The organism is Novosphingobium meiothermophilum (assembly GCF_003171715.1).
In the GTDB taxonomy this organism is placed as follows: domain Bacteria; phylum Pseudomonadota; class Alphaproteobacteria; order Sphingomonadales; family Sphingomonadaceae; genus Novosphingobium; species Novosphingobium meiothermophilum.
Window position 1 is genome coordinate 243,372 of record NZ_QGHL01000007.1, and the last position, 15,351, is coordinate 258,722.

Annotated in this window: 13 protein-coding genes; 7 read left to right on the top strand and 6 right to left on the bottom strand. The window is 64.0% G+C overall.

Annotation, left to right across the window (positions count from 1 at the left end; genetic code table 11):
• Positions 1-94: 94 nt before the first annotated feature.
• Both DKM43_RS05330 and DKM43_RS05335 read left to right on the top strand, forming a co-directional pair.
• Entirely contained in the window at positions 95-391 is a 297-nt protein-coding gene (locus tag DKM43_RS05330) for an integration host factor subunit alpha (protein WP_201739789.1), read from the top strand.
• Positions 392-404: 13 nt separating this feature from the next.
• Entirely contained in the window at positions 405-800 is a 396-nt protein-coding gene (locus DKM43_RS05335; protein ID WP_109797441.1) for a MerR family transcriptional regulator, read from the top strand.
• Positions 801-815: 15 nt separating this feature from the next.
• Here the strand turns inward: DKM43_RS05335 and DKM43_RS05340 are convergent, their stop codons facing one another.
• Positions 816-1,361 carry a SixA phosphatase family protein gene (locus DKM43_RS05340; RefSeq protein ID WP_109797442.1) on the bottom strand — a complete coding sequence of 182 codons (546 nt, stop codon included), beginning with the start codon at positions 1,359-1,361 and terminating at the stop codon, positions 816-818.
• On the bottom strand, positions 1,358-4,081 hold the full coding sequence (locus tag DKM43_RS05345) for an ATP-dependent DNA helicase (RefSeq protein WP_109797443.1): 2,724 nt from the start codon (positions 4,079-4,081) through the stop codon (positions 1,358-1,360). Before DKM43_RS05345 ends, DKM43_RS05340 begins: the two co-directional genes overlap by 4 nt.
• Before the next feature lie 142 nt (positions 4,082-4,223).
• Between DKM43_RS05345 and DKM43_RS05350 the strand changes: the two genes are divergently transcribed.
• Entirely contained in the window at positions 4,224-5,117 is an 894-nt protein-coding gene (locus DKM43_RS05350) for a flagellin N-terminal helical domain-containing protein (protein ID WP_109797444.1), read from the top strand.
• Between the two features lie 114 nt (positions 5,118-5,231).
• Positions 5,232-6,839: a lysine--tRNA ligase gene (locus DKM43_RS05355; protein ID WP_109797445.1), complete on the top strand. Its 1,608-nt coding sequence runs from the start codon at positions 5,232-5,234 to the stop codon at positions 6,837-6,839.
• A gap of 19 nt (positions 6,840-6,858) precedes the next feature.
• Here DKM43_RS05355 and DKM43_RS05360 read toward each other — a convergent pair whose 3' ends face one another.
• Both DKM43_RS05360 and DKM43_RS05365 read right to left on the bottom strand, forming a co-directional pair.
• The gene (locus tag DKM43_RS05360; RefSeq protein WP_109797446.1) at positions 6,859-8,742 is read right to left on the bottom strand and encodes a DUF885 domain-containing protein; all 1,884 of its coding nucleotides are present in this window, start codon (positions 8,740-8,742) and stop codon (positions 6,859-6,861) included.
• Positions 8,739-9,347: a prolyl hydroxylase family protein gene (locus DKM43_RS05365; RefSeq protein WP_330857615.1), complete on the bottom strand. Its 609-nt coding sequence runs from the start codon at positions 9,345-9,347 to the stop codon at positions 8,739-8,741. The genes DKM43_RS05360 and DKM43_RS05365 overlap by 4 nt, the downstream gene beginning before the upstream one ends.
• A 339-nt stretch (positions 9,348-9,686) precedes the next feature.
• Between DKM43_RS05365 and DKM43_RS05370 the strand changes: the two genes are divergently transcribed.
• Positions 9,687-10,037, top strand: coding sequence for a MarR family transcriptional regulator (locus DKM43_RS05370; RefSeq protein WP_109798003.1), 351 nt, complete (start codon positions 9,687-9,689; stop codon positions 10,035-10,037).
• Positions 10,038-10,106: 69 nt separating this feature from the next.
• Here the strand turns inward: DKM43_RS05370 and DKM43_RS05375 are convergent, their stop codons facing one another.
• Positions 10,107-11,309 (bottom strand): RcnB family protein, encoded by a 1,203-nt coding sequence (locus DKM43_RS05375; protein WP_236632401.1) that lies wholly within the window; start codon positions 11,307-11,309, stop codon positions 10,107-10,109.
• 134 nt (positions 11,310-11,443) lie between these two features.
• Between DKM43_RS05375 and DKM43_RS05380 the strand changes: the two genes are divergently transcribed.
• Positions 11,444-12,034: a flavin-binding protein gene (locus DKM43_RS05380; RefSeq protein WP_236632402.1), complete on the top strand. Its 591-nt coding sequence runs from the start codon at positions 11,444-11,446 to the stop codon at positions 12,032-12,034.
• Between the two features lie 87 nt (positions 12,035-12,121).
• Here the strand turns inward: DKM43_RS05380 and ettA are convergent, their stop codons facing one another.
• Positions 12,122-13,801 (bottom strand): energy-dependent translational throttle protein EttA, encoded by a 1,680-nt coding sequence (gene ettA, locus DKM43_RS05385; protein ID WP_109797448.1) that lies wholly within the window; start codon positions 13,799-13,801, stop codon positions 12,122-12,124.
• A 244-nt stretch (positions 13,802-14,045) separates the two neighbouring features.
• Here ettA and DKM43_RS05390 point away from each other — a divergent pair, with 244 nt between their 5' ends.
• A complete protein-coding gene (locus tag DKM43_RS05390; RefSeq protein ID WP_236632403.1) occupies positions 14,046-15,350 on the top strand; it encodes a M20/M25/M40 family metallo-hydrolase in 1,305 nt (434 codons plus the stop codon).
• Position 15,351 lies beyond the last annotated feature (1 nt).

The window sequence follows — 15,351 nt, forward strand, 5'->3', positions numbered from 1 at the left end:
CCCGTATCCGGATCGGAATGGCACTGCATTGCACTCCGCAGAATCCGCGTTATTGTGCGCCTTACAAGTCTTACGGATCGGGGGTTCTGGGGGAATGCGTTCAATTGGCACTCTGACGCGGGCTGATCTTGCCGAAAGCATCAACCGCCGTGTCGGTCTCTCGCGTGCGGATTCGCTCGAAATGGTGGAATCCATCCTTGGTCATGTCTGCGATGCTCTGGCGCGCGGCGAGAATGTGAAGATTTCCGGCTTCGGAACCTTTCTTCTGCGTGACAAGGCCGAACGCATTGGCCGCAATCCCAAGACTGGCATCGAAGTGCCGATCACCCCGCGCCGCGTCCTCAGCTTCCGTGCCAGCCAGATGCTGAAGGATCGCATCGGCAAGGGATGACGAGGCGGTTTTCATGAATGCGCCGCTGCTTCATGAAGGTGCGGACGGCAAGGCTCCTGAAGCGCTGCGCACCATTGGCGAAGTGGCGAAGGCTCTTGGCATCAAGCAGCATGTCCTGCGCTATTGGGAGGAGCAATTTCCGGCACTCCGGCCGCTGACCCGCGCGGGCGGCAGGCGGTATTACCGTGCGCAGGATATCGCCCTGATCGCCGAGATCGACCGGCTTCTCCACCGCGAAGGCTATACGATCAAGGGCGCTCGCCAGGCCCTTCGCGGGCGCAAGGTGGATGCTACTGCGCCCGTCGTGGCGCCGCAGCCCGAAAGAAGTGCGCAGGGCGAATCCGCAGCACCCCTGATTGCCTTCCTGCGCGGCATACGCGACCGGCTCGCCACGGCTCTCGACGAATAGCCTGACGGGGCAGGGCTAATCGATCAGCGCCGGTCCAAGGCTTGGATCAAGATCGCGCGGCCGCTTGATTTCCACCAGCCTTGCGCAGCCTTCGGTCACGTCAGCCCATCGTTCCACGTCGAGTTCCAGCACCGCGAAAGTGGCGGTCGGAAACTTCTCTTCCACGATGGTGCGCAGGGGCGATGAACCATCATCGGGAACCAGATCGAAAATCAGGTCTTCAAGGCCGGGATTGTGCCCGATCATCAGCACGCTGGCCGGATCGCCGGGAAGCTCTTTCAGCAGGTCGATCAGCGTTGCCGAACTGGCAAGGTAGATGCGCCGGTCCCATTCCACCTTGAAGGTGCATTTCCACGCCTTGCTGGCTTCCTCCACCGTTTCGGCTGCGCGCACGGCGGGGCTGGCGATCATCCGGTCAAAAGTGCGGCCGGTCTGCTTGATATATTCGCCCATGGCCTGCGCGCCGCGCTGTCCACGCGCGTTCAGCGGCCGGTCGAAATCGCGCGCGCGGGCATCGCTCCAGTCCGATTTGGCATGGCGGAACAGGGCGAGTGTCTTCACGAAATCCCCTCGGAGCGCAACGTTTCGGCCTTCGCATCTTCTGAAGCACGGCCTGAGACGCTTTGTAAAGCAACATCCAGCGTGACCCGGCGGATCGGGGTGCCTGCCGGAAAGGCCGACAGGAGCCGTGAAGGAAAGGCTGAGGACAGCACCACGAAGTGCCCCCTGTCCGTGCCTGAACGGATGAGCCGCCCGAAGGCTTGCGCCAGACGGGCGCGGATGATCCGGTCGTCATAGGCTTGCCCTCCGCCTGCCAGCCGCCGTGCGCGGTGCAGGATCGATGGCTTGGGCCAGGGAACCTGCTCCATGATGACCAGACGCAGCGAATGGCCGGGCACGTCCACCCCGTCGCGCAGGGCATCGGTGCCCAGCAGCGATGCGCGCGGATCGTCGCGGAAGATGTCGACCAGGGTGCCTGTGTCGATGGGGTCGACGTGCTGTGCAAAGAGTGGCAGGCCGCCGCGCGCCAGCCGGTCTGCTATCCGCCCGTAAACCGCGCGAAGCCGCCGGATCGCAGTGAACAGGCCCAGCGCTCCGCCTTCGGCAGCCTCGATCAGGCGGCCATAGGCCGATGCCAGCGCGGGAATGTCGCCCTTGGGCACATCGGTCACGATCAGGACTTCGGCCTGTCGAGCGTAGTCAAAGGGGCTGTCCGCGCTGAACCGGCGCGGGGCGATTTCAAGGTGCTGGGCGCCGCTGCGTTCAATGGCGCTGGTCCAGTCATCGCCATCGCGCAGGGTCGCCGATGTCATCATCACCCCGTGTGCTGGGGCCAGCACCGTTTCGGCAAAAGGCTTCATCGGATCAAGGAAGTGGCGATGCAGCCCCACATCCCATTCGCGTCCGTCAGACCGCTCCACGGCAATCCAGTCAACGAAATCGGGATCGCCCGGTCCACCCAGCCGCGCCAGCAGGCCAATCCAGCCCGCAATCAGATCGCTGCGCCAGCCAATGGCTCCGCGCGCGCCTTCGATGCGCGCACGGGCAGGGCCATCAAGCCAGTCCGGTCCGTCCTCGATCAGCGCTTCGAGCCGCAGCCCCAACCGCACCAGCGGCTTGCGCAGAGCTTCCAGCGCTTCCTGCGCCCGTCCGGCGATTTCGATGAAGCTGCCGTCAAGCTGCGCGGCTTCGGTTTCAAGGCCATAGCCAGCTTCCTGCCCGCCGCTCTCATCGCGGGCATAGGCAAGGGCGCGCGCCGCGTTCAGCAGTTCTTCCACCGGGCCGGAGGGCGTGCCTTCCACCACCCGCGCAAGCCAGCCATCGCCTGGCAGGGCCTCTGCTGCCTCGCGTGCCTGCGCAATCGCGCGGGCTCCTTCCTCGTCATAGCTGGCCACATCGGCCAGCCGCGCCGACAGCCCGCGGCGGCGTCCGCGCGATTTGCCTTCCGGCCCGATCACCCAGCGCCGCAGTTCGATCGTCTCGGCGCCCGTCAGCGCGGCCGAAAAGGTTGAATCCGCCGCCTCGAACACGTGGTGGCCTTCGTCGAACACGATCCGGGTTGGCCGTTGCGCCACATCCCGGCCCCTTGCCGCATTCACCATGACCAGTGCGTGGTTGGCGATGACCAGTTCGGCATCGGCCGATGCCCGCGCGGCCCGTTCGATGAAGCATTTGCGATAGTGCGGGCACCCGGCATAGACGCATTCGCCGCGCTGGTCGGTCAACGCCGCGATGCCGCGCTTGCGGAACAGCGTGCCAAGCCACCCCGGCAGATCGCCGCCGATCATGTCCCCGTCCTGACTATAGGCTGCCCAGCGAGCCACGAACTGCGCAAGGATTGCCGCGCGTCCGCCAAACCCGCCCTGCAGCGCATCTTCCAGATTGAGAAGGCAAAGGTAATTCTCACGGCCCTTGCGCACCACCACCGGCGGCTTTCCGTTCCGCGCTGCGGGAAAGGCGCGGCGGCTTTCGCGCCGCAATTGCCGTTGCAGGGCCTTGGTATAGGTCGAGACCCAGACCGTCCCCCCCGATTGCTCTGCCCAGAGCGAGGCCGGGGCGAGATAGCCGAATGTCTTGCCCGTTCCGGTTCCTGCCTGTGCAAGAACCACGTGCGGCTGGCGCTGCTGCTGGCGCGGGGCGAACATGCGCGCAGCCTCGCAGGCATACTCGCGCTGCGCCGGGCGCTGTTCAGCCCCGGCGCCGGTCAATTCGCCAAGACGGGCAATCACGGCCTCGTCGCTCAATACGATCTGCGCAGGCTGGGGCCGGTCGCTTGCCTCTTCCCATTCGGGGAGCTTTGCAAACAGCCAGCGCTCGGCCCGCTGCGGCCTCGCGATGCGCGGCGTCAGCAGGGTGGCCCAGGGCCAGCGCATCCGGACCAGTGCCTGCAATACGGTCCATGCGCCCTCACGCTCGGCCCAGTCTTCGCGCTCGCAGGTGGCCAGCAGGGTCTCGGCGGCCTGTTGCAGCAGCAGCGGAACAGCATCGTCGGCCGCGGGTTCTGGCAGATCGAGCGCGTGGGCCAGCCCCTTGGGCGTCGGCACCATGAACCGCGCCGGATGGACGAAGGCGAACAGTTCCAGCAGATCAAGGCCCGACAGATCGGGATAGCCAAGGCGGCTGGCCACGAGCGGGGCGTTGAGCAGGAGCAGCGGGGTATCGGCCGCCGCCACGATGGCATCGCCTTTGCCCACACCGCGGGTTGCTTCGCCATCGCGCAGCCAGCATCCGCCGTGGCTGGCGTGAATCGCCGGAAGCAGAAGGGCAGGACGCGCGCTCACTGCGCCAGCGTTAGAACAGGAATGGAACAGGGGGCAAGCCCGATCCGGCTTCGCTTAATTCCGCCGCACGGGCGCCGTCCTACACTGCGGGAACCAATACCGGACCGGCGCGAGCCATCCGGCCCATAGTGGAGAATGGGAAATGGCAGTCATCAACACCAATATCGCGGCCGTGCGTGCGGCCAATGCATCCAATTCGGCCAGCAAGATGCTGGGCGTGGCAATGGAACGTCTCTCGACCGGCAAGCGCATCAACGGCGCGAAGGACGATGCGGCGGGCCTTGCGATCACCACCACCATGACCTCGCAGATCAAGGGCATGAGCCAGGGCGTGCGCAACGCCAACGATGGCATCAGCCTTGCGCAGACCGCCGACGGCGCTCTCAACGAAGTAACGGCCATGCTCCAGCGCATCCGCGAACTGGCAGTGCAGGCCGCATCGGGCACCTATCAGGCATCCGACCGCGACGCCATGCAGTCCGAAGTCGAGAACCTCACCAGCCAGATCAGCGAAGTGCTGACCAAGACCACGTTCAACGGCAACAACCTGTTCACGGTTGCCACGAACCCCACGCCGGCCGACAACCTCTCGTTCGTGATCCAGACCGGTGCGGAAACCACGGACAATGTCACGCTGACAAGCGTTGCCTTCGATGGCGACGTGCTCTTCGGAACGGGCAACACGGCCTATACGGCTGGCGGCACGCAGTCGCTCAAGGTCAACGATACGGTCGCGGGCGATGGCAGCGGCGTGGCCAATGCCATCGCCACGATCACCAATGCCGATGCCGCGCTTGCCGCGGTCAGCGCCACGCGCGCGGGGCTTGGCGCCGGGCAGAACCGTCTGGAATCGGTCATCAACAATCTCAACGACAACGTGACCAACCTATCCGATGCCCGCTCTCGCATCATGGATACCGATTATTCGGCGGAAACCACGCAGATGGCCAAGGCGCAGATCCTCAGCCAGGCGTCCACCGCCATGATCGCGCAGGCCAATCAGGCCCAGCAGAACGTGCTCTCGCTCCTGAAGTAACCCCCTTCAGTCGGGCCTCCACGGGAAGGCGGATGCTGCCCTCGCGCGGTGTCCGCCTTCTCGTCGTAGCTTTTGCTTGCGCAAGCGGCTCTGCCGCGCAAAAGGGCGGGCGCTATGACAGACGCCATCATCACCGCCGCCCAGACCTCCAAGGCTTGGCCCTTCGAGGAAGCCCGCAAGCTCATCAAGCGGTATCCCGGCGGCAAACGCGATGCATCAGGCAATCTCGTACCGGTCCTGTTCGAAACCGGATACGGACCGTCGGGCCTGCCGCATATCGGCACTTTTCAGGAAGTGCTGCGCACAACGCTGGTGCGCCGCGCCTACGAGGTGCTGACAGGTGGCCACCCCACGCGCCTCGTCGCCTTCTCGGATGACATGGACGGCCTGCGCAAGGTTCCGGACAACGTGCCCAACAAGCCGCTGCTTGATGCGCACCTGGGCCATCCCCTCAGCCGCATTCCCGATCCGTTCGGCAAGTTCGAAAGCTTCGCGCATCACAACAATGCGATGCTGCGTGATTTCCTCGATCGTTTCGGCTTCGATTACGAGTTCGTCTCGGCCTCGGATCGCTACAATTCGGGTGCCTTCGACGAGGCCCTGAAGAATGTCCTGCGCAACTGGCAGGCGATCATGGACATCATGCTGCCTACCCTGCGTGAGGAACGCCGCAAGACCTATTCGCCGGTCCTGCCGGTGTCGCCCAGCACTGGCGAAGTGCTTCAGGTGCCGGTCGAGGTTGTTGACGCCGAAGCCGGCGTCGTCCGCTTTGCCGACAGCAACGGCGAGACGGTTGAACAGACCGTGCTTGGCGGCAAGTCCAAGCTGCAATGGAAGGTTGACTGGGCAATGCGCTGGGTTGCGCTGGGTGTAGATTATGAAATGTGCGGCAAGGATCTGACCGACAGCGTCACCCAGTCGGGCAAGATCGCCCGCGTGCTTGGCGGCCAGCGCCCAGAAGGACTGATCTACGAGCTTTTCCTCGACGAAAAGGGGGAGAAGATCTCGAAGTCGAAGGGCAATGGCCTGACGATCGAGCAGTGGCTCGAATACGGCAGCGAGGAAAGCCTTGGCTTCTACCTGTTTCGTGAACCCAAGAGCGCCAAGTCGCTGCACGTGGGCATCATCCCGCGCGCGGTCGATGAATACTGGCAGTTCCGCGAGAAGCTGCCCGATCAGCCGGTTGAACAGCAGCTTGGCAATCCGGTGTGGCACCTCCTGCGGGCCAACGGCTATCAGGGCGGCGATGGCGACAGGCTGCCTGTCACTTATGGTCTTCTCCTGAACCTCGTCGGCGTGCTGGGCGCGCAGGCAACGCGCGATCAGGTCTGGTCCTATCTTGGCAACTATGTGGAGGATGCCGATCCTTCGGCGCATCCCGCGCTGGACGGTCTTGTCACCCGCGCGCTTGCCTACAACCGGGATTTCATCGCTCCTACACTCAAGCGCCGCAAGCCCGAAGGCAACGAGGCACTGGCCCTTGCCGCTCTCGATGAGGAACTTGCCGCAACCTCCGACGATGCGAGCGCCGAGGAACTTCAGAACATCGTCTATGAGATCGGCAAGGATCCCCACTACGGATTCGAAACCCTGCGCGACTGGTTCAGGTGCCTTTACGAAACCTTGCTGGGATCGAGCGCCGGGCCACGCATGGGCAGCTTCATTGCGCTTTATGGCATCGGCAATACCCGCAAGCTGATTGCCGAGGCCCTGGAAAGCTGAGCTGCCGGAAGGCTAATCTTCAGCGCGCCGCACGGGTGGAGGCGATCCACCCGTGCACCTTGGCTTCCAGCACTTTCATCGGCAGCGCGCCGCTGCCCAGCACCTGATCGTGGAACTGGCGGATGTCGAAACGCGGGCCAAGCGCCGCCTGCGCTTCGGCGCGCAGCCGCTGAATGGTCAGCGCGCCGATCTTGTAGGACAGCGCCTGACCGGGAATCACGATGTAGCGATCCACTTCCGCTTCCGCATCGCTGCGGCCCATGCCGGAATTGGCCAGCATGTAGTCAACCGCCTGATCGCGGCTCCAGCCTCTGGTGTGAAGGCCGGTATCCACCACCAGACGCATGGCCCGCAGCATCTCGTCATCCAGCGTGCCCCAGTGCGCCATCGGATCCTTGTACAACCCCATCTCATAGCCCAGCGTTTCGGCATAGAGCGCCCAGCCTTCGATATAGGCGGTATTGCCGCCGAACCGCTGAAAATCGGGCAGGGAGGTATTCTCCTGCGCAAGGCTGATCTGGAAATGGTGGCCGGGCGCGGCCTCGTGCAGGTAAAGCGTGGCAATTCCCGTCAGGAATCGGCTCTTGAGATCGTAGGTGTTGAAGAAGAAGGTGCCCGGCTGGTGCCCGTCGGGCGATCCCTGCGCATAGCTGCCGCCCGCCTCGAACTTCGCGCGATAGGGCGGGTAGGGCTGTATCTGCAAGGGCGTGCGCGGCAGGTGCAGGAAATAGCGCGGAGCCAGCGCATCCACCTTGCGGCCGACCTGACGATAGCCTTCGGCCAGTTCCTGCTCGGTTCGGGGGTGAAAGCGCGGATCGCTGCGAATATGATCGAAGAAGCCCCGCAGCGGCCCTGCAAACCCCAGCTTGCGCTTCACCTCGTCCATTTCGCGCTGGATGCGGGCCACCTCTGCAAGGCCCAGTTCGTGCACTTCGTCGGGATCGAGATCGAGGGTCGTGTTGGCCCGCACCAGCGCCCGATACAGCGCCGCACCGCCAGGAAGCGCGGAAAGTCCCACCGTCTCGCGCGCGGCCTTGCGGTATTCGTCTGCCAGAAAATGCCGCAGTTCGCGGTAGGCTGGATAGATCTCGCGCCGGGTGACATTGAAGATCTCGCGCCGCAGGCGGACGCGTTCGGCGGCCGGGATGCTGTCCGGAAAGCGCCGCGCTGCCGCGAAGAAGGGCGATCGCTCCACCGGCTGCGCGAGCAGACCGTCAATCTGGGCAATCATGTTGTCAACGGTAAGGCGGGGCGCGGTCACGCCCCTGTTCATGCCCTCGCGGAATCGGGCTATCGCCTGATCGAACACCTCCGGCAGGGCGCGGTGCCGCGCGATCAGCAGGGCATAATCCTGCGCGCTGTCCAGAGCGATGCCGCTGCCCGGCGAGGATATCTCCGGATAGGAAACATGAAAGCCGCCGAAATGGTGAAACGGCTGGACTTCGCTAATCGCCAGCGCTTCGGGTGTCAGCAAGGCCTGTTCGGCACGCTTGGCATCTTCCAGAACCGCGCGTGAAATCTGCCGTTCGGCATCAAGCTGGTCGGGCGCGATTGCTTCCAGCTCTGCCAGCGTTCGGGCATTGGCGGCGCGGTGCTCGGCGGCAAGGCGCGGCGTGAACAGCATCCGGAAAGCACTGGCGGACACAGGCTTGCCTTGCTGGATCGCCCCCAGAGGATCAAGGCCAAGCATTTCGGCCTGATCGCGCGCAAACAGACGCTCAAGCCTTGCCGTGGCCGATGCTTCCGCGCGCAGCGGGGCTTGTGCCGCAGCTTCTTCCTGCGGTGCCGATTGCCGGGGCTGCGGCGAAGAGGATGCCGGGCTGGCTGCAAGCAATGCAGCGGTGATGGCGCTACCTGTGATCTTCCGGATCGCGCAGGACAGCGGGCTGGCCCCGTCGCTCATTTCCACGGGCGCGCCCTGTACCAGCGGGTCAGAACATACTTGACGCCGCGCACCACCGGCATCCCGGCATGCATGGCGCAGGGGTTGGGTGTGCCGTCGGGCTTCATGTTGTTCCAGATGAGCAGGGCGCCCGGCTGCGGCGGGATCGAAAGGTCGACCTTGGTGAAATCGGTCGTGCCGCCCTCTTCCACCGCGTTGAGATAGGCCATCGCGGTCCAGCTGCGCTGTCCGCCGCGCTTCTGCTCATCCTCCCAGAACGGTTGCGAAGGCAGAAAGTGATCGAAGTGGCCGCGAAACTCCTGGCCCGGCTGGTAGCGCTGCCCCTGTATCGTCTCGCCCAATGCCGGGTCTATGCCCATCAGATCGTCGATGCGCCGCTGAAGCATGAGGATGAAAGGATCGAAAGGGTCCATGTCTCCACTGTAGCTTGTCCGCCCGGTCTTGTCGGTTCCTTTGTAGGTTGGCGAGGGGCGGGCGACCGCATCCACCTTGGCCATCAGCGTCGCGCACTCCGCTTCACTGAAAAACTGCGCAACACCAAAGATTTCCAGACCATCAACCGGAAGCTGATAGACGCCGGGATCAGCCCTGAGCCGCGCACGCACGATTTCCCCGACGCGCCTGAGCGCAATTGTCTGCGATGAAGACTGAGTTTTTCTGCGAAACAGCGACATGCCAATAAACGTCTTGCTTCAATGCCTTCGGCTTCGCAAGAGCCGTCATTTAGTCCGATGTGGACGCTTAACGGCGAAATCCCCAAGCATTTTCTTTATGCTTGGGTTAACCATCCATCATGTTCAAAGAAGATAGCGGTCGCTGAAGGGTTGCAACTGGATACGGATTGAGCGCGGGGCGGCTCGGATTCTTCCAGTCAGAGCGGGGATATGGTGCCCGCAGCAGCCTTCTTTGTCCGGGAGGAGTATTGTTTGGACGCCTTCACCGACATGGAACTCGATAGCCTCAAGCTTGCCGTCGCACTTTACGCGCTCAGGCGCAAACGCGATGATGCCTGCGCGCGCAAGGGTCTGTTCGGAGAGCCAGGATGGGATATCCTGCTCGATCTCTACATTGCCGAACGGCGCAGGACCGATGTTCAGGTTTCCAGCGTCTGCCTCGATGCGGGCGTGCCGTCCACCACGATCCTGCGCTGGATTGCGCGGCTCGAACAGGAAGGCCTGATATATCGCATTGCCGACAGTTGCGATGCGCGCCGCCGCTATGTCCGCCTGACGGAGGATGGGCGTGAACTGATGCGCACTGTCCTGCGATCCATGTCGGGGGTTCTTGCGCCCTGACAAGATCGGCCCCTCTCACCCGCCGGGGTGAAAGAGGCCGATTGTGGCTGAACGAATACGGGAAATGCCCTACCAGAAGAAATCGTAAATAACGTCGACGACTTCTCCTGAATAGATGTCGACCAGCAGGACATCGTCAAAGTAGCGGACCCAGCGATAGGGACCGTAGGCCGGAGGTAAACGGAACGCCCAGGGGTCATTGATCCAGTAACTGCTGGCAAAGAACCCCTGGTTCAGGAAAATGCCGATCGAAAGCCGGTTGTAGCCATAACCCCGGAAAGGTGCGTAATAGGGCGGGAGCCGGAACAGTGCGCGGTTGGCCTGACGGTAGCGGTTCCAGTCATAGCGGTTGTCACGACGCCAGCTGCCATCCCAGCGCCGATAGTCACCCTGATAGCCGCCGCGCGACCAGTTGTTGCCCTGCCAGGAATTGCTTCTCCAATCGTTGCGGCGCCAGTCGTTGTCGCGCCTGCCGCTGTTGGCCCAGGACCCGCCGCGATTGCCGTTCTGCCAGTTGTCGCGCCAGCGTTCGCCGTCGCGCCAGCGGTCGGTGCGGTCCCGGTCGCTATTCTGGCCGTTCCACCAGCTCCCGCGATTGCGCTCGTCCCGCCCCCGGTTACGATCCGTATAGGTGGTGTTTCGGCCTTCGCCGCCGCCGTCGCGGGCCTGATCGCGATTGCGCTCCCGGCTCCAGTCGCGCTCCCTGCCACGCTCACCCGCGCCAGTGCGGTTGTTGGTCCAGCGGCCATCTGCGCTGCCCTGCGCCATTCCCGGAGCCCCTGCAGCAGGATCAGCGCCACGGTTCGCGCCCCAAGAGCCACCGCTGCTCCAGTTCCGCGAGGGGGGCGCGCCGACGGGCACCGATGCGCCGCCTCCATTGGCATTGGCGGTATCGCGCACGGGCGGGGCAGGGGGACTCATGCGTCCGTCCCTGTCCCCACGCCAATCGCCAGACGAGGGGCGCTGCGATGCGGCCGGAAAGGCTGGATTGGCCTGTGCCGATTCCCTTGCGGACCGAGGTGTTCCGGCGGATGCCTGTCCGCGTGGTTCAAATTGCGGCTGCGATGCAGTGCGTGCTCCCATGCCGTCGCCGCCGCGCATCCAGCCGCCCCTTGCGCCGCCATCCCTGCGGCTTTCGACCGCGCCGCTACTGCGCCAGTTCCCGCGCTGCTCGCTTTCCTGCGCCGCAGCCGTGGCAGGAACAGTGGCGGCGGCAATGCCTGCGGCCAGTGCCAGCAGAGCAGCGCTTCTGAAGATTGATTTGTCCGGCATGGTTGCCGACCCTTTCCGCTCGATGAGGCTTCGCCCAAACCGGATGCCTCGATAACTCCCGATAGATGATTCGCGCTGTCGGCTGGCTGAACCGGTAGCGCGCCATTCGTTCATGTTTGCACGGAGAAAGATGAATGGTCCTGGACCTTGAAAGTCTTCCCGGCGATGCCGCGCAGCGCCTTGCCGAAGCCGCGCGCAATCGTCGTCATGCCATGCATACTCCGGTGATCGGCACGTCCGATGGTGATCTGCGCATCATGGTCCTGCGCGAGGCGCATGCCGATCTTGCCTGCCTTCGCTTTCACACTGACCTGCGCAGCCCAAAGGCGGTGCTGATCGGGCAAGGGGCGGCTGTCTCTGTGCTGGCCTATGATCCGGTCGAGCGCGTGCAACTGCGCATGAAGGGCACCGGGCGCATCGAGCATGAAGGGCCGGTGGCCGATGCCGCATGGGCATGTGCGGCCGCATCAAGCCGCAGATGCTATTTGGCCGAGGCGGGGCCGGGGGCTGAGCTTGGCAGGCCCGGTTCGGCATTGCCCGAAGCCTTGCTCGATCGCGCGCCGCTGCTGGAAGAAACGCTGCCGGGACGGGCGCATTTCGCCGTACTGCTGGTCGAAGTTCTCAGTCTTGACTGGCTGCGCCTCACGCATCGGGGCGGGGAACGCGCCCGCTTCGCCCGCAGCCATGCCGCTGCGCCGTGGGAAGGGGCATGGGTAGCGCCCTGATCGGGCCTTCCTGATACAGGAAAGGCCCCGCAACCGCCCTGTTCAGATGCGGATGCGGGGCCTTCTCCGCTCAGGTCGTCAGGCGCATCAACGGGTCAGCTTCTTGTAGGCAAGCCGTGTGGGACGGTCTGCCGCATCGCCAAGACGGCGCCGCTTGTCCTCTTCATAGGCGGCAAAGTTGCCCTCGAACCATTCGACGTGGCTGTTGCCCTCGAAGGCGAGGATGTGCGTGGCCAGACGGTCAAGGAAGAAGCGGTCGTGGCTGATGACCACGGCGCACCCGGCGAAGTTCTCGATCGCGTCTTCCAGCGCCGCCAGCGTTTCGACGTCAAGGTCGTTGGTCGGTTCGTCGAGCAGGAGGACGTTGCCGCCTTCCTTCAGCATCTTGGCCATGTGCACGCGGTTGCGTTCACCGCCCGAAAGCTTGCCGACGTTCTTCTGCTGGTCCTGACCCTTGAAGTTGAACGCACCGACATAGGCGCGCGTCGACATGTCCTGACCGTTGACCTTCATGTAATCGAGGCCGTCCGAGATTTCCTCCCAGACGTTCTTCTTGGGGTCAAGATGGTCGCGGCTCTGGTCGACATAACCCAGATGCACGGTTGAACCGATTTCGATGGTGCCGCTGTCGGGCTGTTCCTTGCCGGTGATGATCTTGAACAGGGTGGACTTGCCCGCGCCGTTCGGCCCGATCACGCCCACGATGCCGCCCGGCGGCAGCGTGAAAGAAAGGTTCTCGAACAAGAGCTTGTCGCCGTAGGCCTTGGAGATGTTCTTGGCTTCGATCACCTTGCCGCCAAGGCGTTCGGGCACCTGAATGACGATCTGCGCCTTGCCCACGGGGCGGTTGTCCTGCGCGTTCTGGAGTTCCTCGAACTTGCGGATACGCGCCTTGGACTTGGTCTGGCGCGCCGCCGGGGTTTGCCGGATCCATTCGAGTTCGCGTTGCAGGGCTTTCTGCTTGCCGCTTTCCTCGCGCTCTTCCTGTTCAAGGCGCTTGGCCTTCTTTTCGAGGTAGGTCGAGTAGTTGCCTTCGTAGGGGAAGTATTTGCCCCGGTCGAGTTCGAGGATCCAGCCCACCACGTTGTCAAGGAAGTAGCGGTCGTGGGTGATCATCAGCACCGCGCCCGCATATTCCTTGAGGTGGTTTTCAAGCCATTCCACGCTTTCCGCGTCAAGATGGTTGGTCGGTTCGTCCAGCAGCAGGATGTCGGGCTTCTGGATCAGCAGACGGGTCAGCGCGATGCGGCGCTTTTCACCGCCCGAAAGGCTTTCCACCGACCAGTCGCCCGGAGGGCAGCGCAGTGCTTCCATCGCGATCTCAAGCTGGTTGTCGAGCGTCCAGCCGTCCACCGCGTCGATCTTGGCCTGAAGATCGCCCATTTCCTCCATCAGCGCGTCGAAATCGACGTCTTCCGGCGGATCGGCCATGATGTTCGAGATTTCGTTGAACCTGTCCACCAGATCGGCAGTTTCGCGCGCGCCGTCCTTGACGTTTTCGAGAACGGTCTTGGTCGGATCGAGCTGCGGCTCCTGCGGCAGGTAGCCCACGGTGATGTTCTCGCCCGGCCAGGCTTCGCCGGTGAAGTCGGTATCGATCCCCGCCATGATCTTCATGAGCGTGGACTTGCCCGCGCCGTTGGGGCCGACGATGCCGATCTTGGCGCCCTGATAGAATTGCAGGCTGATGTTGTTGAGCACCGGCTTCTGCGCGCCGGGGAAGGTCTTCGTCATGTTCTTCATGACGTAGGCGTATTGGGCAGCCATCTGTGGTCCTTGGATCTCTGGCAAAAGGGCTTTGCGCCGCCTCTACCTGCTGGGAACCGTGCGGGCAAGCGGCGCCTGACGATCGGCGCTCTCTCTTCCGTCTCCCTGCACTTCGGTGCGGGGCAAAGGCAGCGGCACGGCAGGCAACAAGGGTGGGCGGAGGGGCTTGGCAGGCAGGCACCACCGCTTTAGGCACCGTTTAATGCGAAACCAGTTCCGTGCCCTAGCGCTTGCCGCCGCCGCCATGACCACCGCCATTCCCTTTGCCGCGCGGGCGCAGGAACCTCAAGGCGACGTCGCATGGGATATTCTAGCCGGGCTGACCAGCGAAGTCGGGCCGCGCATGCCCGGTACCGAGGCCGAAGCGCGGGCGCGGGTCTGGGCCGAGGCGCGGCTCAAGGCACTGGGTTTCAGCAATGTCGTGGCCGAACCTTTCACTTTCCGCGGCTATTTGCGCGGACGCGATGAAGCCAGCCTGGTTGCGCCCATTCCGCTCCGGCTCGCCATTACGGCGCTGGGCTACAGCGGCACCACGCCCGATAAGGGGATTGAGGGTGAGGTGGTCTATTTTCCGACCCTCGACGCGCTCAGGGCAGCGCCTGCCGGATCGCTCACCGGCAAGATCGTCTTCATCGATCACGCGATGAAACGCACGCAGGATGGCAGTGGCTATGGCCCCTATGGCGCTGTGCGGCGGCAGGGCCCGGCCATTGCCGCAGGCAAGGGCGCGATGGCCGCGGTGATCCGTTCCATCGGAACCGACAGCCATCGCAATCCGCATACCGGCAGCACCAGTTTCCCGGAAGGCGTGAAGCCCATCCCGGCAGGCGCGGTTTCCAACCCCGATGCCGATCTCATCGCGCGCATCGCCCGCAGCGGCAAGCCTATGCGCCTGAACCTCGTAATGACGGGCAGAACGACCGACAACCTGCCATCGGGCAATGTCCTTGCGGAATTGCCGGGGCGCGATCCCTCGCTGCCGCCGATCCTGCTGGGCTGCCATCTGGATAGCTGGGATCTTGGCACCGGGGCTATCGACGATGCCGCAGGCTGCGCGATCATCACGGCGGCTGCGCTCAACGTTCACAAGACACAGCAGCCCTTGCGCACGATCCGGCTGCTGTGGGCCGGGGCCGAGGAACTGGGAGGCTGGGGTGGGCGCGCCTACGCCCAGCGCCACACCGAACCACATGCCCTTGCCATGGAAAGCGATTTCGGCGCAGGCAGGGTCTGGCGCGTGAGCTTTGCCATGGCGGACATGAACAAGCCTCTGGCAGACCGCATTGCCGCCGCGCTTGCCCCGCTCGGCATCGTGCGCGGCGAAGGGAAAGCCACGGGCGGCACCGATGTCCGCCCGGTGATCGAGCGGCAGAAGCTGGCTGTCGTCGATCTCGATCAGGATGGCACGCATTACTTCGATCTGCACCACACGCCCGATGACACGCTCGACAAGGTCGATGCCGCCGATCTCGCCCAGAACGTGGCAGCGTGGACGCAAACCCTGTCCATCCTGGCCAACGAGGCCGGAACGATTTCGGCGACGCCCTGAC

Excerpts from the sequence above, each read along its gene's own strand:
- DKM43_RS05360 (WP_109797446.1), bottom strand. The coding sequence starts at position 8,742 with ATGAGCGACGGGGCCAGCCCGCTGTCCTGCGCGATCCGGAAGATCACA.
- DKM43_RS05335 (WP_109797441.1), top strand. The coding sequence starts at position 405 with ATGAATGCGCCGCTGCTTCATGAAGGTGCGGACGGCAAGGCTCCTGAA.
- DKM43_RS05390 (WP_236632403.1), top strand. The coding sequence starts at position 14,046 with ATGACCACCGCCATTCCCTTTGCCGCGCGGGCGCAGGAACCTCAAGGC.
- DKM43_RS05350 (WP_109797444.1), top strand. The coding sequence starts at position 4,224 with ATGGCAGTCATCAACACCAATATCGCGGCCGTGCGTGCGGCCAATGCA.
- DKM43_RS05355 (WP_109797445.1), top strand. The coding sequence starts at position 5,232 with ATGACAGACGCCATCATCACCGCCGCCCAGACCTCCAAGGCTTGGCCC.
- DKM43_RS05330 (WP_201739789.1), top strand. The coding sequence starts at position 95 with ATGCGTTCAATTGGCACTCTGACGCGGGCTGATCTTGCCGAAAGCATC.
- DKM43_RS05375 (WP_236632401.1), bottom strand. The coding sequence starts at position 11,309 with ATGCCGGACAAATCAATCTTCAGAAGCGCTGCTCTGCTGGCACTGGCC.
- ettA (WP_109797448.1), bottom strand. The coding sequence starts at position 13,801 with ATGGCTGCCCAATACGCCTACGTCATGAAGAACATGACGAAGACCTTC.
- DKM43_RS05380 (WP_236632402.1), top strand. The coding sequence starts at position 11,444 with ATGGTCCTGGACCTTGAAAGTCTTCCCGGCGATGCCGCGCAGCGCCTT.
- DKM43_RS05370 (WP_109798003.1), top strand. The coding sequence starts at position 9,687 with ATGGAACTCGATAGCCTCAAGCTTGCCGTCGCACTTTACGCGCTCAGG.